The sequence below is a fragment of the Cohnella herbarum genome (assembly GCF_012849095.1).
GTDB lineage: Bacteria > Bacillota > Bacilli > Paenibacillales > Paenibacillaceae > Cohnella > Cohnella herbarum.
This window is the reverse complement of sequence record NZ_CP051680.1, coordinates 3,450,023-3,470,217: the sequence shown is the minus strand read 5'-3', so window position 1 is coordinate 3,470,217 and position 20,195 is coordinate 3,450,023. Positions and strand designations below refer to the sequence as shown.

General features: G+C 52.9%; 16 protein-coding genes. 13 read left to right on the top strand and 3 right to left on the bottom strand.

Annotated features, from left to right (window positions below; all coding sequences use genetic code 11):
- The first annotated feature begins 16 nt into the window (after nt 1–16).
- Entirely contained in the window at nt 17–829 is an 813-nt protein-coding gene (gene phnE / locus HH215_RS15480; RefSeq protein ID WP_169284410.1) for a phosphonate ABC transporter, permease protein PhnE, read from the top strand.
- Between the two features lie 75 nt (nt 830–904).
- Here the strand turns inward: phnE and HH215_RS15475 are convergent, their stop codons facing one another.
- Nucleotides 905–1,921, bottom strand: a complete 1,017-nt coding sequence (locus HH215_RS15475) for a phosphate/phosphite/phosphonate ABC transporter substrate-binding protein (RefSeq protein WP_169280722.1) — start codon at nt 1,919–1,921, stop codon at nt 905–907.
- A 157-nt stretch (nt 1,922–2,078) separates the two neighbouring features.
- Between HH215_RS15475 and HH215_RS15470 the strand changes: the two genes are divergently transcribed.
- Nucleotides 2,079–3,665 (top strand): bifunctional metallophosphatase/5'-nucleotidase, encoded by a 1,587-nt coding sequence (locus tag HH215_RS15470; protein ID WP_169280721.1) that lies wholly within the window; start codon nt 2,079–2,081, stop codon nt 3,663–3,665.
- A 17-nt stretch (nt 3,666–3,682) separates the two neighbouring features.
- A complete protein-coding gene (trhA, locus tag HH215_RS15465; protein ID WP_169280720.1) occupies nt 3,683–4,321 on the top strand; it encodes a PAQR family membrane homeostasis protein TrhA in 639 nt (212 codons plus the stop codon).
- Between the two features lie 25 nt (nt 4,322–4,346).
- Here the strand turns inward: trhA and HH215_RS15460 are convergent, their stop codons facing one another.
- The gene (locus HH215_RS15460) at nt 4,347–6,986 is read right to left on the bottom strand and encodes a winged helix-turn-helix domain-containing protein (RefSeq protein ID WP_254450500.1); all 2,640 of its coding nucleotides are present in this window, start codon (nt 6,984–6,986) and stop codon (nt 4,347–4,349) included.
- Nucleotides 6,987–7,225: 239 nt separating this feature from the next.
- Here HH215_RS15460 and HH215_RS15455 point away from each other — a divergent pair, with 239 nt between their 5' ends.
- The 9 genes from HH215_RS15455 (at nt 7,226) to HH215_RS15415 (ending at nt 18,469) form a co-directional block, all read left to right on the top strand.
- Nucleotides 7,226–7,903: a response regulator transcription factor gene (locus tag HH215_RS15455; RefSeq protein WP_169280719.1), complete on the top strand. Its 678-nt coding sequence runs from the start codon at nt 7,226–7,228 to the stop codon at nt 7,901–7,903.
- Entirely contained in the window at nt 7,903–9,186 is a 1,284-nt protein-coding gene (locus tag HH215_RS15450) for a sensor histidine kinase (RefSeq protein WP_169280718.1), read from the top strand. The genes HH215_RS15455 and HH215_RS15450 overlap by 1 nt, the downstream gene beginning before the upstream one ends.
- Nucleotides 9,187–9,547: 361 nt before the next feature.
- On the top strand, nt 9,548–11,029 hold the full coding sequence (locus HH215_RS15445) for an ABC transporter substrate-binding protein (protein WP_169280717.1): 1,482 nt from the start codon (nt 9,548–9,550) through the stop codon (nt 11,027–11,029).
- A 2-nt stretch (nt 11,030–11,031) separates the two neighbouring features.
- Nucleotides 11,032–11,724 carry an ABC transporter ATP-binding protein gene (locus HH215_RS15440; RefSeq protein ID WP_169280716.1) on the top strand — a complete coding sequence of 231 codons (693 nt, stop codon included), beginning with the start codon at nt 11,032–11,034 and terminating at the stop codon, nt 11,722–11,724.
- Complete coding sequence (locus HH215_RS15435; RefSeq protein ID WP_254450499.1) at nt 11,681–12,742, top strand: efflux RND transporter periplasmic adaptor subunit; 1,062 nt, start codon at nt 11,681–11,683, stop codon at nt 12,740–12,742. The genes HH215_RS15440 and HH215_RS15435 overlap by 44 nt, the downstream gene beginning before the upstream one ends.
- A complete protein-coding gene (locus tag HH215_RS15430; protein ID WP_169280715.1) occupies nt 12,742–15,540 on the top strand; it encodes an ABC transporter permease in 2,799 nt (932 codons plus the stop codon). The genes HH215_RS15435 and HH215_RS15430 overlap by 1 nt, the downstream gene beginning before the upstream one ends.
- 52 nt (nt 15,541–15,592) lie before the next feature.
- The gene (locus HH215_RS15425) at nt 15,593–16,594 is read left to right on the top strand and encodes an ABC transporter ATP-binding protein (RefSeq protein WP_169280714.1); all 1,002 of its coding nucleotides are present in this window, start codon (nt 15,593–15,595) and stop codon (nt 16,592–16,594) included.
- Nucleotides 16,566–17,069, top strand: a complete 504-nt coding sequence (locus HH215_RS15420) for an RNA polymerase sigma factor (protein ID WP_169280713.1) — start codon at nt 16,566–16,568, stop codon at nt 17,067–17,069. Before HH215_RS15425 ends, HH215_RS15420 begins: the two co-directional genes overlap by 29 nt.
- A 728-nt stretch (nt 17,070–17,797) precedes the next feature.
- Nucleotides 17,798–18,469, top strand: coding sequence for a pentapeptide repeat-containing protein (locus tag HH215_RS15415; protein WP_169280712.1), 672 nt, complete (start codon nt 17,798–17,800; stop codon nt 18,467–18,469).
- A 159-nt stretch (nt 18,470–18,628) separates the two neighbouring features.
- On the opposite strand, the gene HH215_RS15410 is transcribed toward HH215_RS15415, so the two are convergent.
- The gene (locus HH215_RS15410) at nt 18,629–18,955 is read right to left on the bottom strand and encodes a hypothetical protein (RefSeq protein ID WP_169280711.1); all 327 of its coding nucleotides are present in this window, start codon (nt 18,953–18,955) and stop codon (nt 18,629–18,631) included.
- A gap of 226 nt (nt 18,956–19,181) precedes the next feature.
- Here HH215_RS15410 and HH215_RS15405 point away from each other — a divergent pair, with 226 nt between their 5' ends.
- Entirely contained in the window at nt 19,182–20,195 is a 1,014-nt protein-coding gene (locus HH215_RS15405) for an ABC transporter substrate-binding protein (protein WP_169280710.1), read from the top strand.

The window sequence follows — 20,195 nt, the reverse complement described above, 5'->3', positions numbered from 1 at the left end:
CAAGACGATTCCGCGTATGCCGAATATGCCGAGCCCTCCCAAACCGTATTATGCCCGCGTGAAAACATGGTTAGTGTTTGCCGTAATCATAGCGATCTATGCCTGGGCTTTCTCCGGCATTCCGTTCACGGGAATCAAAGAAACGGCATGGCAAATTACGAAAGCGGTTTTCAACGGATTGTTCCATCCCGACTGGGATTACGTCTATTTGGCGGAAGGGGAAGATTTGCTGCGAGGTTTAGCGGAGACGCTGGCGATTGCTTTGCTGGGTACGACCATTTCCGTATTTCTCACCATCCCGTTCGCCATCTGGGCTTCGCGTAACTTGATCAAGACAAGATTGTTCTCCGGAGCTTCAACGTTTACTTTAAGCCTTATTCGCACGTTTCCCGACATTATTATGGCGATCATCTTCATTAAGGCTGTCGGTCCCGGCGCTTTCGCGGGAGTGATGACGATCGGGATCAACTCGATCGGGATGCTGGGCAAGCTGAACTCGGAGGCGATCGAGGATTTGGACATGGGTCCGTCCGAAGCGCTTAAGGCTTGCGGAGCCAATAGGCTGCAGACGATCTGGTATGCCATCGTGCCGCAGGCGATTCCTTCGTATCTCTCGTTCGCCTTGTTCCGGTTGGAGATCAACGTACGCTCGGCTGCCATTCTCGGCATGGTCGGAGCTGGGGGAATCGGAACGCCGCTGCTCTTCGCGCTAGAAGGGCGAACATGGAGCAGGGTCGGCGTGATCCTGCTTGGCATCATCGTATTGGTGACCGTAATCGATTGGATATCGGGCAAGCTACGACGCAGATTGGTGCAAGGAAAATCCTAATCGCGACACAAGAAAACCCGGACGGTCCGAAGCCCGCTGTAGGGCTTCCGAACGTCCGGGTTATTTTACCGTCGCTTATTGCAATGCTTTTGCGTACTCACGAACGGAATCGAAGTTGCTGTCCGTGCTCTTGGCGTAACCTTGGTGGGAGTAGATTTCGAAAATGATTTTGCGACTTTCTTCATTCGTTCCGAGGCTAATGAACGCGTCTTGGATTTTCGTAATCCATTCTTTGCTCATATCCGAGCGAACGGAAATCGTATCGTTAGGAATCGGAGTCGTGAAGTGAAGGACTCTCGTTTTCTCGAAAATGTCCGGAACGTCTTTAAGCACGATGTTACGGGCGTCTTGGAAGATGGCAGCCGCGTCCGCATCGCCGTTCAGAACCGCCAATACGCCTTTGTCATGGCCTTTCAGTTCAATGCCCGTAACATCGGTGTTCGGATCGATGCCGGCTTTCTTCAACTCTACGGCAGGGTATACGAACCCGGCGGACGACGTTGCGCTCTGCCAAGCGATCTTCTTGCCCTTGAGATCCGCCAACGTCTTGATGTCGGAATCGGCTTTGACGATAATCATCGATTTGTAACTGTCCGCCAGTTCCGTCGTCGGTTGTCCGTCGGCATCGTTAACGCCGAAACGTTGCGCTTGAAGGATGACTTCGGCTGCACCCATTTCCTTAGCTTGCACGTAAGTGTTAGGAGGCAAGAAACCGACATCGACCTTCTTGGATTGCATCGCTTCGATAATCGTGTTGTAATCGGTCGATACGCTAACTTTAACGGGAATGCCAAGCGCGTCGGTAAGCAGCTTCTCAAGCGGTTTGGCTTTGGCTTCAAGCGTTTCCGCGTTCTGGGAAGGTACGAACTGCACGGTTAATTCCGAAGGAACATAACCGTTTTCTTCCGGGCTTGGTTCAGGGCTTCCTTCCGGACTTGGGCTTGCTTCTTGGCTTGGGCTCTCGGATACGCTTGGAGAGGAAGCCTCCACGCTCGCTCCGGAGTTGTCGTTCTTGTTGCCGCACCCCGCGATAATGAGCATTACGATTGAAACGATGAGCATGATACGCAATTTCGGTAAACGGTTAAGCATGTTTTCTGTCTCCTCCTCTATCTTTTGGCAAGAATGGGTAGTACATGCCCTAATCTACCATCGAACTATTTTGCTAATTGAAGTTAATTATTAAATTTGGATTTACGAACGTAAAATTTTATTTACAAATCGATAGGATACGGAGTTGGAACTAAGGATGAAGGAGCTAACGACGATGCGATTAACGGTTCTTGCGACAAGCGATATTCACGGTCACGTCGTTCCGATTCGTTACGTGGATAACGCCGCGACGGATTACGGGTTATTGAAACTCGCCACGATCATTAAGCAAATGCGCCGGGAACAAGAGAATACGCTATTCATCGATAACGGGGATTTGTTGCAGGGGACGCCTTTTGCTTACTATCACGCATGTTTGGATACCCTCGCTCCTCATCCGATCGTGAACATTATGAACGAACTACATCTGGATGCTTTCATTCCCGGAAATCACGAATTCAATTACGGATTAAACTTTGTTGGCAGGGCTAAGCGACAATCCGAGTACCCCTGGCTTTCAGCGAACTTGCTCAAGGAGGGGACGGATGAGCCTTATTTCGGCAAGCCCTATCGGATATTTGCTTTTCCGGGAGGGGCTAAGGTCGGCCTCTTAGGTTTAACGACGTCATATATCCCGAATTGGGAGCAACCGGTTAATATTGAAGGGTTATCGTTCGAATCGGCGACGAGCGCGGCTAAGCGATGGATCCCCGTTATGAAAAATACCGAGGGCGCGGATGTCGTTATCGTCTCTTATCATGGAGGTTTCGAGCGGGACTGGAACACAGGGGAAGAGACCGAGGAGCAGACGGGCGAGAACGAAGGTTGGCAATTGTGTCGCGAAGTCGATGGGATCGACGTTCTGATTACCGGTCATCAACACCGTAGAATCGCGGGAGCGCGAATCGGACGGACGCTCATCGTACAACCGGGTTATCAAGGGAGTTGCCTCGCGCGGATCGATCTGCGATTGCAAAGCCGAAGCGATGGCACATGGTTCGTGGAGGAAAGCGGCGCCGATTTAATCGAAGCTAGCGAAGCCCAAGCGGATGAGACCCTTCTTGCCAAGATACAACAATGCGAGAAACATACGCAGAGCTGGCTCGATCAGCCGCTATGCGAGGTGAGGGGCGAGATGAGAGTCGCGGATCACATGGCGGCCCGTCTTAAAGAACATCCGTTGGTGGAGCTTATTAACCGAATTCAGATGGAGGCGGCGGGGGTGGATATTTCGTGCACGTCGCTTTTCGACAACTTGGCGCCGGGTTTCGGTCCGAAGGTATCGATGAGGGAAGTGACGGCGAATTATCCGTTCCCGAATACGCTTAAAGTGTTGCGCTTGAGCGGAAGGGATATCCGGGAAGCTTTGGAATGGACATCCGCCTATTTCCATATCGCGAACGATGGAGCCATCGAAGTCAATCCAAGTTACCTTCATCCCAAACCTCAGCATTATAATTACGACATGTGGGAAGGTATCGGTTATGCGATTAACGTTTCACGTCCGGAAGGGAGTCGCGTGGAAGAGTTGACATATCGGGATCGACCGATTGATCTTGACGGTCAATACGACGTCGTGATGAATCATTACCGGGCTTCGGGGGGCGGTAATTACCGAATGTTCCGGGGCAAGCCGATCGTTCGGGAAGTGACGGTTGACATGACGGAGATTATTGCCGAATACTTAACGAAGGCGGGCACCGTTCATGCCCGGACGAATAACAACTGGCGAGTTTACGGATAAGGAAGGCGGAATCGAATATGGCGGACACTCACGTCTACACGAAGAGGGAAGAGATCGCCAACGCGATCACGCACGGAATCGGGACTTTGCTTAGCATTGCCGGACTCGTGCTGCTGATCGTATTCGCGAGTTTGGAAGGGACGGCATGGCATGTCGTAAGCTTCACGATCTATGGGGTTACGATGCTGTTGCTCTATACGGCTTCGACGCTCGTGCATTCTTTTCCGGAAGGCAAAGTGAAGGATTTGTTCGAGACGTTCGATCATTCGTGCATTTATTTATTCATTGCCGGCACCTACACGCCGCTCTTGCTCGTGACCTTGCGCAGTCCGCTTGGCTGGACTTTGTTCGGAATCGTGTGGGGGTTGGCCATCGGGGGAGTCGTGTTCAAGGCGTTTTTCACGAAAAAATATTTGGTGCTGTCCACGTTGTTCTACGTATTAATGGGCTGGCTGATCGTTTTCGCGTGGAAGCCCTTGAACGCGCTCCTCGTTCCCGAAGGTCTTCGTCTGCTCATCATCGGCGGGCTTCTCTATACGGTAGGTTCCGTGTTCTACGTATGGAGAGGGTTCCCTTACCACCACGCGGTATGGCATCTGTTCGTCGTGGCGGGTTCGGTCATGCATTTCTTCGCGATCTTGCTCTATGTGCTGTAAGTAGCATACGCGCGTTCTTTTGTGATCAATCCTCGGACAAGAGTCCCAGCCTTTGAGCGGCTAAGACGGCTTGCGTCCGAGAAGAAACGCCGAGTTTGCCGTAGATGCGGGAGGTGTACACTTTAACCGAGCCTTCCGATAAGTTGAGCTTCTCTCCGATCAGCTTATTGGAGGCTCCTTGTCTGATCAGGCTTAGCAGATTGATCTCGGCGGGGGTTAACGGTTCGATGAGAGCCGATTGGTTAACTGCCGCATCTTCAGGCATTTCGGTTCTCGGAAACAGATCGAGCAGCTTTTCTACGTATTGCATCGATACGACCGCTTCCGGTTCGGAGGCCGATCTGTCCTCGTTCTCGTTCTCGATATGAGCCCGATACTTGTGCAACAGTTTCTCCATCGTTGTTCCCCTATCCAAGAAGCTGCGAAGATAACCGTTCGCCTCCCCGATGGCAAGTGCCTCGCTAAGGAAACGAAACGCGTTCGCCCGTTGACCCAATTGATCCGTCAAAACCGCTTGTCCAATGGCAATCTCGACTTGGCACATCAAGCTCCCTTCGCGTTGGGCTTGTGGCTTGAGCAACTCCAGCAATCGGAGAGCTTCCTTCTCCTTGCGCTGCGCCCCTAACAAACGAGCGATCGCCATAAACTCGAATTCCCGATGGAAAGAAGGTTTCTCGATCGCTTTAATTCGCAGTTTGGCCGCCTCTTTCTTTGCCTCCTTCAAATTACCTTCCCGAACGAAAAGCTCTATTTTCCACGCAATCAAATACGAAGTCCAATGGGCTTCGGGCAACTTGGCAACGAATCGCAGCGCCTCGTCCATCGTTTCCAAGGCAAGATCGAATTGTCCGTTCATCCTGTAAAGATTCGCTTGCGTGATTCGGTTCGGAACGTATAAGCCGGGTACGAGCTTCAGCCGGGCCGCCCGTTCGACCTTAAGCAGCAACTGCCGGCTTTCCTCTAAGCGATTCCACTCATAGAACCCCTCGGCCAATGATTGCACGACGTAGAGATTAATTAACGAATCTCCCCACCCGTGTTTCTCGAGCACGTCCGCGAACAGGCGTCCGATCGTCTCCGTATCGTTCGAGAGAACCCCTTTCAGCCCGAATGCGTTTCTGCGAACGAGCGGTTCCGTCAGGTTGTAATTGAAATTGTAGAAGAACGGGTTGTGAGGCAGGATATCGTCCAATATACCGCTTATAAAAGCAAACCATTGGGCGAAGTCTCCTCCGGTGAAAAATAAATTCGATTTGACGAACAGCAGGCCGCTCTGCAACTGTTGGCGCGCCTCGCCGGCTTCCATCTCGGCATAGAGAGCTTCTAATCTTGCGAGTAGTTGTCCCGCGCGCTCCGGTTGCCCCGTTACGACGAGGAGGAAGGCGCGAATCAGCGACATTTCCGGAGAAAGCTCGTATTCCGGAGGAAAGCTGTTCAACCAGCGCAAGAGAGTAGGGAACTCCCCTCGCTTCAAGATCGGCGCGACATGACGGGTGAGCAGGCTTTCCGTTAACGCGTAATCTTCGGCGGAGATGGCGTGATCGATCGCTTCGTCCAACAATCCCCTAGAAGCTAAGCTTTTGCTTGCGGACAAATGAGTCGAATTCCATAACCCCGGTTCATACTTCTTAAGCCTGTTGCGCAGAAACTCGGAGAACAGATGATGATAGCGAAACCAAGTATCGTGGTCGTCCAGAGGAACGAGGAATAAGTTCCAAGATTTCAGCAGTTCCAGCATCCGGGCACCGCCGGACCGGTTCGTGACGGCATCGCAGGCTTTCGCGTCCAGTCGTTCGAGCACGGAGGTGCGAAGAAGGAAGTCGTGGACGTCATCGGGCAATTTGGCGATGACCTCATGGAACAAATAGTCCGACACGTTGCGATTGTATCCTTTGAATTGCTCGATGAAACGATCGTAGTCCGCGTCTGCGCGCAGCGAAATCGAAACGAGCTGAAGTCCGGTTACCCAGCCTTCCGTCTGGTCGAGCAGCTTCTCGATCTGCCTAGCGGAAAGGGGGAGATCGGCATAGTCGCGGTAGAACGTTTCCGATTCTTCCAGCGTGAATTTTAATTGTGCCGCATCGATTACTGTAAGTTCATCTCGGACCTTCCATTTCACCGTCGAGAAAGGGACTTCTTTTCGGCTAGAGATCAGGACATGAATCGTTATCGGCAGATGTTCGATGAGATAAGCGAGACTATCGTGAATTCGAGTCTCGGTAATCGCATGATAGTCATCCAGAATAATCGTGACCGGATGGGAAGCCGTTATCTCGATCAGTTGAAGGATGAACGCATCAAGGAACGTATTCGTCGATAGGCTAGGCATCGTGCGGATAAGCTGTTCGAACGTTTTTCCTGACTTCTTGCCTTTCCCGGGATCGATAACGACGGATAGCGCTTCGGCGACGTATCTCCAGAAGCGAACGGGATCGTTATCCATCTCGTCCAGGGCGATCCATACCGCGGATTGCCCGCTATGACGAACCCATTGGCCAAGCAGAGTCGTCTTGCCGAATCCGGCCGGAGCGCTGACTAGAGTAAGTCGGCCAGCTTGTCCTTGTTCGATCAGCCGAACGAGTCTTTGCCGGTCTACTAGATTTGATCCGGGGGCGGGAAGGGTTATTTTGGTAGGGAGCAGGATCGGTTCCGAAGAAGAATTCATAATACCTCCGCTAATGCTGACAGGTTTCTCTTATTCCCTCATTATAACCTCCTTTTATTCGCTAAATCGACAGGGAGAGTTAACTTTCGTTAATCGTCCATCCCCTGGGATTAAGGAATCCTGCTGGGGACGGCTCTTTTCCATTTTCCTCCGGTTTTTCTAAGCATTCGTTAAGGTTTGTCCTATAGAATAGGTTTGCCGGCTTTTCGTCAATAAGGCCGGGTCGAAGGAGTAAACCGATGAGAATTCTCGTGGTGGAAGACGACCGACCATTGCTGGACGCGGTAACGACGTTGCTCAGAGAAGAGTCGTACCAAGTCGATGAAGCGGATAACGGAATGGATGGTTTATATTTGGCGCAGCAGCGCGTCCATGATCTGATCGTACTGGACATCATGCTTCCAGGCATAAACGGTTTGTCGGTTCTCTCCGAGCTGAGGTCGCAAGGGATCAGAATGCCGGTTCTGTTGCTAACGGCACGCGACAGCGTGGAAGACCGGGTAGCGGGGTTGGATTACGGAGCCGACGATTATTTGGTCAAACCTTTTGCTTCGCCTGAACTACTAGCGCGTATAAGAGCTTTGCTGCGCAGGTTGTCTCTAGGCGCGCCGGACGGGGAGCTGCATTACGGACAGCTTTCGGTGAAGTGCCAGTTTATGGAGGGGTTCGCGAACGGGGAGCCTCTCAAGCTTACGCTTAAAGAGTATGAACTCATGGAATTTTTGCTGCTTAACAGAGAGCAGATTCTAACGAAAGAACAGTTGCTTGACCGGGTTTGGGGGATCGATTCGGAAGCGGGAATGGGCGTGGTCGACGTCTACGTGCATTACTTGCGAAAGAAACTAGCACCCTCCGGTTATGATCGGTATATCCATACCGTACGCGGAGTCGGGTACATGTTAAAGGAGAAAAGCTGATGTTTAACCGTATTCGTACCCAACTAACCATTCGCAACGCGGTCGTGCTCTCCGTTATCTTGATCGCATTGAATTTTTCCGTATTTTTTCTTATGAAAAAGATGTTGTTCGCGCAAGTCGATCAATCTATTACGAACGTTAGCACCAGCGCGACGTTAGCTATCTCGCCGGCGATCGCCGTAGATGGCACCAAACCGCAGAAAACCGTCATGTTCCGAATGGGCCAGATGGATAGGCCGATCATTCAGATGTTCTGGACGGCTGATGGACGTTCCGTACCGATGCCGGGCAACGGTACTTTTAATGAAGAGCAATTGAACGACTTACGACCAAGCAAGTTCGACACTCCTTATACCGTGAAGGCGGGCGATCAGTATTTCCGGGTGTTGAATTCCGGTAACCTGAACGTCTCGGTAGCGAGCAGCACGGACGGGAATACCTATCCGATCATAACGCAGCAATTGCTTAGCAACGTCTCCGCGGAGATCGGAATGCTTAACCGATTGCGGTTGATTCTGCTGGTCGGCGGGATCGTGGGGCTTATGATAGCGGTCATTGCCGGGTTTTATTTGGCGAATCGGGCGCTCATTCCCATCCGTCGATCTCTGGAGAAGCAGCAGCAGTTCGTCTCGGATGCTTCCCACGAGCTGCGAACTCCGCTTTCGGTCATCCAGGCTCACGCTGAGCTCATGCTGCGCCATCCCGACCGCACGATCGAACAAGACAGCAAACATGTTTCTACCGTTTTGCAGGAAGCCCGGCGAATGAGCAAACTCGTCGGAGGGTTGTTGACGTTGGCTCGGTCGGATTCCAATCAATTGGATCTGGAACGAAGGCCTATCCAATTCGATAAAATCGTTCAGGAATGCGTGAGCAAGATGCAGATGCTGGCGGAAGTCAAAGAGATTATCTTGAACGCGGAGATCGACGCCAATATTCCGATGAACGCGGATGAAGAACGACTTCATCAATTGCTCGTCACGGTACTCGACAATGCGATCAAATACACGCCGGAAGGCGGGGTCGTCCGCGTCGTCTGCCGCAAGTTCGCTCACTTCGTGCAACTCGAGGTCGAGGATACCGGAATCGGCATCTCGCCAGAAAACTTGCCGCATGTTTTTGATAGATTTTATCGCGGCGACAAAGCCCGAACCCGGCAAGAAGGCGGCTCCGGGCTTGGACTTGCGATCGCTCAATGGATCGTGGAACGCCACGGCGGCAAAATCCGGATCGATAGCAAGCTATCGACCGGCACTCATGTTTATATCACGTTGCCGTTATAGCGATTAATTCGAAGACTCTCTGCCTTAGACAAGGCGGGGAGTTTTTTTGGTGTGAAGACCTTTGTGGAGGCGAGTTTGTGTACGGAGAGCAATTTCGCGAGTCTGTAGCGCACTGAGTATCTTATCTTTTTCGTGTATTGGTTGGAATGTTCGATAGCGTCCATAGAGGAACTTAACTCGCCCAATTGCGGTTAACACGTACGGTAACGCCCCGAAAGTACTCCATTTTCCTCGCGATCCGCCGGTTTTATCCCATTTTCAGCAACCTTTAAGCTTCCGTTCAGCTTCTCTAACCGATTTCTAAGAATCCGGCACCATACTGGGCTACGAATGATCCATTAAGCGAAGAAGGGTGATAAACGTGAGGAACACGATCAAACAAGGTAAGAAAACGGGTTTGCTGATCGGGGCGCTCGCTCTGGTGATTGCTTTGTCGGCATGTACGTCGTCTGGCGGGAAGAAGGACGCGGCGGTACAAGGGTTGGACAGGGAGGATAAGGGTGCGCTGAAAGTCGCCTATTTCAACGAAGAAGCTTTCTACATGCAGTACGGCAATGCTTTTCAGGCGATGTTCCCCAATGTCCAATTGGAGGTCGTCTCGACGGAATCCGTATTCAACGCGGAGGACCCGGTAGAGGAGATGGAGAAGCTTATCGCGGAACAACAGCCGGACGCACTCTATTTAACGGAAGAGCAATACGCGGAACTGGCGAAAAAAGGATTGTTATACGATCTCGAAGCCGTCGTAAAACAGGACGAGTTCGGTCTCGACGGCTTCCAGCCGTCGGTCATCGAATTGTTGAAAGCGCGCGGAGGCGGCAAGCTGTTCGGCTTGAGCCCTAGTTTCGCCAGCCAAGCGCTCTACTATAACAAAGATATGTTCGATAAGCATGGCATCCCTTATCCGACGGACGGTATGAGCTGGGAAGAAGTCATGCAGCTTGCGGCGCGGTTCCCCGTCAAGAAAGACGGCGACGACGCGTTGAACGGTTTATACCAATCGTCTTCGAATACTTTCGATCTGATTCGCACGATCGGCGAAGCGAAAGGGCTGATGTACGCCGATGCGGATGCGGGGACGGTCTCGATCGATTCTCCGGAGTGGAAAGCGATTTTCCAATCGGTAATAGAGGGGTACAAATCGGGAAGCATCTCCATGCCGTCCGATAGCGGAGGCACCGGCCCGGGTGCGACAGTCTCGATGCGTGGAATGGGCGGCAAAACAATGGTATTCGGCGGGGATTCGATGAAGTTCGTTTCCGGCCAAGCTGCGATGACGATAGACAGTCCGATGATCATGATGTTTATGGGCGGCATGAAAATGGGCGGCTTCTCGACTTCCGTTGGCGCGGCGAAAAAAGCTAATAGCTCAACCGCTAAAGGCCAATCCGTAAGTCCCGCTAAGGAGTTAAATTGGGACGTCGTAACGATGCCGGTAGATCCTTCCCAACCTGACGTAACCGGCAGCATGAGCTTGGATAGCGTGTTCTCTATTAATGCTTCTTCGGAAAATATTCCTGCCGCGTGGGAGTTCCTCAAGTATGCCAATGGAGAACAACTCGCCAAAACGGGCTCGAAATCTTCGCCGTCCTTATCTTCGAGACCCGCTTTCAAGAAAGAAGTAGAAGGTAAAAACATCGACGCCTTTTATGCGCTTGAAGCCAATACGCAGTTATTGCTCCAAACGATGCCGGCAGGTTTCCAGGATTCGTTCGCGCAAATGGCGTCAGGTCAAATCAAGAAAGCGGTGGACGGCAGTCAATCCGTCGACGAAGTGCTTAAGACGATTCAAACGCAGGGGCAGGATCTGCTTACCAAAGCGAAAGTGGAGGCGGAGCAATAATAATGGCTAGCGTTAAGGAGGTGCCGTGCCTCGAAGTGCGGCACGTCCGCAAAAGCTTCTGGTCAAGCAACCGGCAGGTCGACGTGTTAAAAGGGATCGAGATGTCGGTCGCGGCCGGCCAGCTTACGATGCTGCGCGGGCGTTCGGGTTCCGGCAAGACGACGCTGCTTAATCTGATGGGCGGTCTCGACCGCCCGTCGGAAGGCGAGGTGATCTTTCGGGATCGCCCGTTCCATCAGTGGAGCGACAAGCGGTTGACCGTCGTGCGTCGGCGGGAAATCGGGTTTATTTTCCAATCGTTCGCGTTATTGCCGCTGCTTACTGCCTTGGAGAACGTGGAGTTGAGCCTGCGTATGGCAGGTATCCCGCGGGCGGAATGGAAAGAGAGAGCGGCGAAGTGCCTTGATCTCGTAGGATTGACGAAACGAGCGAATCATCGCCCGTTCGAACTGTCCGGGGGAGAACAGCAGCGCGTCGCGATCGCCAAAGGCATCGCGCACAAGCCGTTTCTTCTGTTGGCGGACGAACCGACGGCAGAGCTCGATACGAATATGGCCGCGAGGATGATCGGCGTATTCCGGGAAATCGTGGAAAAGGAAGGGATCGCGATCTGCATGACCACGCATGATTCTACTTTATGGGGGGCGGCGGATGTTGTCTATCAAATGGTCGATGGCCGGATCGTTTCGGAATAAAGGAAAGAGAGCATTGGCGAGCAGGTTGTTGATTATAGCGGCGAGCGTCTCTCTCCTGGCCGGCTGTTCTTTGCTCCCTGCCGAAGAGCATTCGGAAAATCTACTCTCGATCCAGCCTCCGAAAATATCGCAAAAACCGGAGTACGCGGTGAAACGCGGCACGTTGGAGTCGAAGGTGAGCGGATCCGGCAAGCTCATGTCGGAGAAGGAGGAGAACCTGGTTTTCACGGAAGAGAATCGGCGAATCGTCGGCGTTTACGTGAAAGCAGGCGATAAGGTGAAGAAGGGGCAGTTGCTGGCCGAGCTCGATGCGGGCGATACGGAAAGCCGGATACTTCGTAAGGAGATCGAACTGGAGAAGGCTGAACTCGACATTAAAGCCGCCATGCGGGATTCGCAGGATAACGATGAGATTATGCTGCGCAAGCAGCAGCTTGAATACGAATTGATGAAGCAGGACTTGGCTGAATTACGAAAGGAATTGGCAGGGTTGATCCTGACCGCGCCTTATGACGGCACGATCGTCAGCTTCACGGCGGAGAAAGGCGATCTGGCGAAAGCATACGAGAAAGTCGGAAAGATTGCCGATATGAGCTCGCTCGTCGTTGCCGTCCAATTCGGTTCGAGCGATCTGGCGAGTATCGCTCCCGGCATGGAAACGTTGGTCGGAATCAACACGGCAGGGGATCATGCGGGGACGGTAAGAAGGCTGCCGGTCGGCTCGGCAGGGGCGGACGAGGACTCTCTTGATTCGTATGCGCTGATCGATCTAAAGAAACTTCCGGCTAACGTTCAGCATGGCACGCCGTTGTCCGCTTCCGTCATCGTCGAAAGACGAGAGAACGCTCTATACATACCGGTCGCAGCGCTTCGGAAGCAAAACAGCCGCAATTACGTGCTCGTATCGAATGCCGACGGCAGCAAGGGAGAGGTAGACGTAGAGCTCGGCGTGCAAACGACGACGGACGTCGAAATCATCAAAGGGCTACGGGAAGGCCAGAAGGTCGTGGGGAAATAATGCGGATCATCGCCTATCTTCTGCTGAAAATGTGGCAAAATCGTTGGTTTACGCTCAGCACGCTACTCGGGCTGACCGTCGCCGCGGCGTTCGCGATGAGCATTCCGATGTATGCCGACGGCACGTTGAAGCGGGTCGTCTCGCAATCTCTTCAGGAACAGACGAAAGGGTTGCCGGCCGCCTCTCTTTATATGAAGTTCCAGTCGGGAGGCGGCGCGGAACAAACCGATCTAGAAGGACTGGCGGAGTTGGATCGTTGGATCAACGAAGAGCTCCCGGGCCGCATCGGGTTCCCTACCGAAGCGTTCTCAAGCCGAATGAGTTTGCCTATGTCCACGGTACGTTCAGCGCAAGCCGGCACGGGAGGCTCTAGCCAGTTGTTCCGCATGGAGCTCGCCGCGCAAAGCGGTATCACCGAGCTTGTCGATGTGCTGGAAGGAAAGATGCCTAGGGACGGCATGCAGAATGGCGTCGTCGAAGCCCTTGTGCTGAACGAGACGTTAAGCCGCTACGGCTGGAAAATAGGAGATTCGTTCACTTACGATTCCAAGAATGCCGACGGGAAAACGAAACGGCTAACCGTACGCATCTCGGGTACTTATAAATTAAAAGACGAGACGGATTTGAACTGGGCGATCGATGGCAAAGAAAAGTTAGCCGAGACCTTACTCGTAAGCCATGAAACGATGACGAACGATCTGCTTAAGACGAACCGTCTCGTGCTGGATTCCGCGGGTTGGTTTTACGCGTTCGACCTGCGGGATATCCGAATCAGCGATCTATCGTCGCTTATCGGCGAGTTGCAACGGCTGGAGATCAATTTGCACCGAATGCTGGAAAATACGAAAGTTAACCTGTCGTTCATCGATATGCTGCATGAATTCAATCGGCAGAGCGTTGTGCTGCAGGCGATGCTATTCGCGTTAGCGGCACCGGTTCTCGCGATGGTGCTCTATTTCGTCACGCTGAACGCGAAACAATCTCTCGATCGCCAGAGAGGCGATATCTCCGTGCTGCATAGCCGGGGAGCGAGTCCGCGGCAGATCACGGTGTTGTACGCGATCGAAGCCGCGTTGCTCGGAGCGGCGGCGTTGATGATCGGACTTGGACTAGCATGGCTCATGGCCAAGACGATCGGATCGTCCAGCGGATTCCTCTCTTTCGTCGGCCGGAAGTCGATTCCGGTCGGGTGGAACAAATCCGCTTGGTTGTTCGGCATCGTCGCGACCGTGCTCGCGGTAATCGCCACCACGGCGCCGATCCGCAAGTATGCGGAAGCCTCTATCGTGCAGCATACGCAGCAACGCGCACGAATCGATAGGCCTCCGTTCTGGCAGCGTCTTTACTTGGACGTTGCGCTACTGGCAACCGCGGGAACCGGATGGTACCTGCTCGATGCCGGCCTGATTTCTTCGGTCAGCCAGAGCGGAGGGGGCGCGACGGCGGAAGTTCAACCGGTCATCTTCGTCATCCCGGCGATCTTCCTGTTCGCCGCGGGATTGCTCTGTCTTCGGCTATTTCCGCTGCTGCTTCGGTCTTGGAATGCGCTCATGAGAAACCGAATGCCGGTTACGATGTATATCACCTTAACGCAATTGTCGAGATCGGCAGCCGGCTTTTATCCGCTTATGATCTTAATGATTCTTACGATCGGACTTGGCGTATACAATGCTTCCGCAGCCCGAACGATGGACGTCAACGCTTCGGACCGCACGAATTATCAGTACGGGAGCGACGTCTTGCTGAAGGCGGCATGGGATGGCGTTCAGGATGAGAACGACGCGAACAAAATTTACTATAACGAACCGTCTTTCGAGGCTTACTCGAAACTGGAAGGCGTAGAAGCGGCGGCTCGCGTTATGAGGGCGACCGGTAAAGTCGAGATCGGCGGCAAGGCCGCTGGCACCGCTCAGATCGTCGGCATCGATAACGATGATTTCTCCAAGACGGCGTGGTTTCGAGAGGACTTATTTCCGATCCATCCCTTCTACTATCTCAACGCGTTGGGCAAAGCCGAGCAAGCGGTTCTCCTGTCCTCCGGCTTCGCCGAGAAGCACGGCTTGAAGGAAGGAGATCCGTTGAGGATGACGATCGGTTACGGCAATGAACCGGTGGAATTGGTCGTCGTCGGCATCGTGCCCTATTGGCCAAGTCTCTATCCGGAAGAGTCCGCTTTCCTTGTGGCGAATCTCGATTATCTGTACCAGCAGATCGAGAAAATGCCGTATGAAGTGTGGTTGAACATGGAGGAAGGCGCGAAGCTCGCTCCAGCGCTCGAGACGCTTGCGCAGCTAGGTATCGCGATCTCCGAAGCGGAAGATGCCCGGGGGGCGCTCATTGAAAGAAGGAATCATCCGGCGCAAGGCGGCGTCTTCGGTATCCTGAGTCTCGGATTTTTGATTTCGTTGCTGGTTTCGCTGCTCGGTTATTTGATTTTTTGGTTTTTTACTCTGTCGCGCAGGGTTGTACAGCTCGGCATCTTAAGGGCGATGGGACTGTCGAGGGGGCAACTGACGGGGATGCTGCTGCTCGAGCAACTATTTACGACCGGGTTGTCGGTCGTCGCAGGCATCGGGCTCGGGACGATCGCAAGCCGACTGTTCCTGCCGTTCTTGCAAGGAGGGAGCGTGGAAGGAACAAGGCAAGTACCGCCTTTTCGTATCGTTTTCGAGGCCGAAGATACGCTTAAGCTATATATCGCCATGGGGATCATGCTTGCATCGGGAGCATGTCTGCTCATCCTCCAACTGCGGCGGCTTCGGATCACTCAAGCCGTTAAGCTTGGCGAAGAGAGATGAGAACGGAAAGAAAGATAAGGTTGACGGATGATTCGAAGAAGGAGGCCCTGCGATGATCCATTGCGAAGGTCTAGTGAAGATTTTCAAGTCCGACGACGTAGAGGTCGTTGCGCTTCAGGGCTTGAATATGACGGTGGAGCAAGGCGAAATGATGGCCATTATCGGCAATAGCGGCAGCGGAAAATCAACGTTGCTCAACATTCTTGGCGGCCTTGATCGGCCATCGGCAGGACAAGCGATTGTCGGGCCATGGAATCTGCTGAAGATGACGAAGGAGCAACTTATCGAATACAAGCGCCGCACCGTCGGTTTTATATGGCAGAATAACGCTAGAAATCTGGTACCTTATCTTACCGCCCTCCAGAACGTCGAGCTGCCGATGCTTATCCAGGGCAAAGCGGATCGCGCTTACGCTAAGCAATTGCTTGCCTCGGTCGGCTTAGAGCAACGGATGGGCAGCCGGCTCACGCAATTAAGCGGAGGCGAGCAGCAGAGGGTGGCGATCGCGATCGCGTTGTCCAACCGTCCGCTCCTCGTCCTGGCCGATGAGCCGACTGGCTCGGTGGACAGCGCCACGGGAGAGCAGATTCTCGATATTTTCCGCAGGCTCAACCGGGATATGGGGGTTACGATCGTCATCGTCACCCATGATCTCTCCGTTGCGGACAAAGTCGATCGCGTCGTCGCCATAAGGGACGGATTAACGAGCACGGAATGGGTCAAACGGGAGATGACCGCTCCTACGTCGGACTCTGTACAGATGGACTTTGGTTCGGCGGACGAGGAAGCGTCAAACCTAGTCGCCGAGGGTTCGAACGTTGCCGGGCACGCGTCAAAGTTCGGAGCGCAGCATGAACAATTCGTCGTCATCGACCGCGTCGGCCGGCTTCAAATCCCGCAGGCGTATTTAGACGCGATGAGCGTCGACGGCAAGGCGGTGCTCGAATTCGACGGGAAACGGGTTATCATCGGACCTCCCGACGTCTCGGCGCATCCAACGGGACAGATCGGAGGCGAGCGAACGGATGGAACGGGTAACGGCCGATCTGGGTGAACTCTATACGGCGCATTACCTCTATTTGAACAAATTCATGCTTAATCTGACCCGCAACCGGGAAGAAGCGGCCGACCTGGTTCAGGAAATATTTTTAAGGCTGTGCCAGCAGAATCGTCTTCCTGAGCATGCGAAGGAATGGCTCGCCTTAACAGGATATCGCCTCTTCGTCGATCAATGGCGCCGGAAACGGCGGGTTTCCTGGCAACCGCTAGACGATTCCGCCATTTCGAACCGAACGACTCCGGAGCAGGCCGTGCTGGATCGGGAATTCGAGAGGTTAGTGCGGAGACTGCTCTTGCGGTTCAATTCTCGAATGCGTACTGCGTTGTACCTGCGGTTCTATAAGCAATTCAGCTGCGGCGAAATCGCACGTTTGCTCGATTGCCCGGAGAACACCGTCAAGTCTTACTTGCGGCGAGGGAGAAAGCAATTGTCCGCGTGGCTGGTCGACGATCGAGCGATCGGGCTTTGATGCTATCCGACGATGCCGACCTCTCGCTTTACACACGGACTTCTGTGTGATTGAGTTCCATTTCACGCGCGAGTTGCACGAAATTTTCGAGTAATTCTTCTCAATAGTTCCGTTCACGCGCGAGTTGTTCGATATTTTCGAGTAATTCTTCTCCACAGTTCCGTTCAAGCGCGAGTTGTACGAAATTTTCGAGTAATTCTTCTCCACAGTTCCGTTCACGCGCGAGTTGTTCGATATTTTCGAGTAATTCTGTGTTTAGGTGTGATATCGCGGACGAAAATGATTTGGTATTCTAGTTTGGGCTTTGCGATGGGGGGACCAGTAGAGATAGAGGAAACGTGTTCCGCTATCCCGTGTTCTTCCTTGGACTTCCAGCGTAATAATAGAACGCAGTGCCGCTAAGTATGAAGTTTGGCCAGTGGAGGGGGACTATTGGTTGTAGTAGAGGAACTGTATTCCGCTATCCCGTGTTCTACCTGGACTTTCGGCGTATTAGCGGAACGCGGTTCCGTTATGCGTAGAGCTTGGACGGCTTAGGATGTTGGACAGCGAAAAGGATAGATTCGAAGCACTCCAAAGAGATTACTCTGCGTCCTCGATTCATGCGACTTCCCATTCGTCCGCGATTCCTCCATAATAGAAGGACTGTATCAGGACTGATTCTTCAGTAGCCTGACGGCACAGTCCTTTTTATTATCCATAGCTCGATCCGAATGGAGGCATGTCTTATGGCAGTAACGAAAAAAATCAACAAGAGCACGTTGGAAGCTCCGCGAATACCCGACCACTTGGAAACGCTAACGATCGAAGACTATGAAATGCAAGATAAACAAGTATTCGAGAATGGTCGATTCACCCAAGGAACGATAGCGAACCATTCCGCGGACAAAGTCAGTTTCGACCGCGTTGTATTCGAGAACGTCCTGTTCGACCAAGTCAACTTGGAAAGAGCGGAATTTACCGATGTCGTGTTTAACCGCTGCGATTTGTCGAACGTTAATTTCCGCGATTCGATATTGCATCGCGTGCAATTCAATAACTGCAAGATGCTCGGGTTTGATCTCTCGACCTCGACGATGCGCAACGTGAAGTTCGACCAATGCAACGCCCAATACTCCGTCTTCCGGTTCGCGGATATGAAGCAGGTCTGTTTCGCGCAAAGCAATTTCGATAAAGCCGACTACTACGAAGCAAAGTTCTCCATGATCGAATTCAACGAATCGGGCATTGATCAAGCGCAATTCTCAGGAACGAAGCTGACGGGCGTCGACCTCAGCACATGCCGATTTCAGAGCATCGGCGCTACATTGGAAAGCTTGCAAGGCTGCATCGTCGGCTCAGAGCAGGTGCGGGGTTTTGCTTACCTGCTTGGAGTTAAGGTGAAAGAAGATTACCAATAAACTCGCGATGAACGCGAACCCCCGGCTTTGAATAGGATAATACCTATTCAAGGCCTTTTTGTTGTTTCGGAAATGGTAATAACCGCCCACAGCTGCTTGCAGCACACGTTACCTCGAAATCCGACTAATTAGACCGCCCACAGCTGCTTGCAGCACACGTTACCTCGAAAATTGACCAATTAGACCGCTCACAGCGGCTTGCAGCACACATTTAGCGAGGCCGATCCGCACCACCGAGCCCTCATAGTCGAAAAAACCGACTATTGTGAGGCCGAGCCGCACCACCGAGCCCTCATAGTCGAAAAAACCGACTATAGTGAGGTCGATCCGCACCACCGAGCCCTCATAGTCGAAAAAACCGACTATAGCTAGGTCGATCCGCACCACCGAGCCCTCATAGTCGAAAAAACCGACTATAGCTAGGTCGATCCGTACCACCGAGCCCTCATAGTCGAAAAAACCGACTATAGCTAGGTCGATCCGCACCACCGAGCCCTCATAGTCGAAAAAACCGACTATAGCGAGGCAAGTCCGCTTCACCGAGCTCTCATAGTCGAAAAAACCGACTACAGCGAGGCAAATCCGCACCCCCTCCCTAGCTAGTAGGTAGCAAGGAGGCCGAGCGGCCCCCATTTTTCCACGTCGCCTATTCCGGTTCAGCTACGGGCCGTTCATATAGAACGAACGTCAATCAGAGAGGAAGAGACCCCTAATGTTCAACAGGAGAAAACCGGTACTGCTTGTCTTGGTCGCGATGCTTCTGCTTCTGACTGCGGCTTGCTCCAACAAAGGCAAAGATTCCGATAAGCTTACGACGGTTAAATTTTCCGAGGTTATCCGCTCGATTTTCTACGCGCCGCATTACGTGGCCATGTCCCAAGGCTTCTTCAAGGACCAAGGGCTGAACGTAGACATGAACACTTCGCAAGGCTCGGATAAAGGAGCGGCAGCATTGATCGCGGGCACGGCGGATATTTCCTTGGTCGGACCGGAAACGAGCATCTACATCTACAACCAAAAAGGAGACAAAACGCTTAAAGTATTCCACCAGCTTACGTCCAAGGACGGTTCCTTCCTCTTGTCCCGCGAGAAGCTCGACGATTTCAAATGGAGCGATCTGCAAGGAAAAACGATTATCGGCTGGAGACCGGGCAGCGCTCCTCAGATGGTCCTGAACTCTATGCTGATCAAGGAACAAGTCAAAGACGCCAAGGTCATCACGAATCTCGCGGCTCCGGCGATGGCGGGCGCGTTCGCTAGCGGGCAGGGCGATTTCATTCAGCTGTTCGAACCGGTCGCTTCCACGCTCGTGAAGGAAGGCAAAGCCTATTACGCCGCATCGCTGGGCGAAGCGTTCGGGCCGTTCCCGGAAACGTCCTACGTCGCGACTTCGGACTATATTAAAGCGAATCCGAAGATCATCCAGAAATTCACGAACGCGGTCGCGGAAGGCGCCAAGTGGCTGAATACGGCATCCGATGCGGACATCGCGAAGGCGCTGGCTCCTTTCTTCGAAGGAACGCCAGAAGATCTCATCCTGCAATCGGTCGAGAGATATAAGAGCCAGGATACTTGGCCGACGAACCCCGAGCTGACGCAAGCGCAATTCGACACGCTGCAAAACGTGCTTATAGAGAACGGCGTGCTTAAGTCCGAAGAGAAAGTAGCGAATATGGATGACATCGTAGACATGAGCTTCGTCAAAAATATCGGAAAATCGGATTGA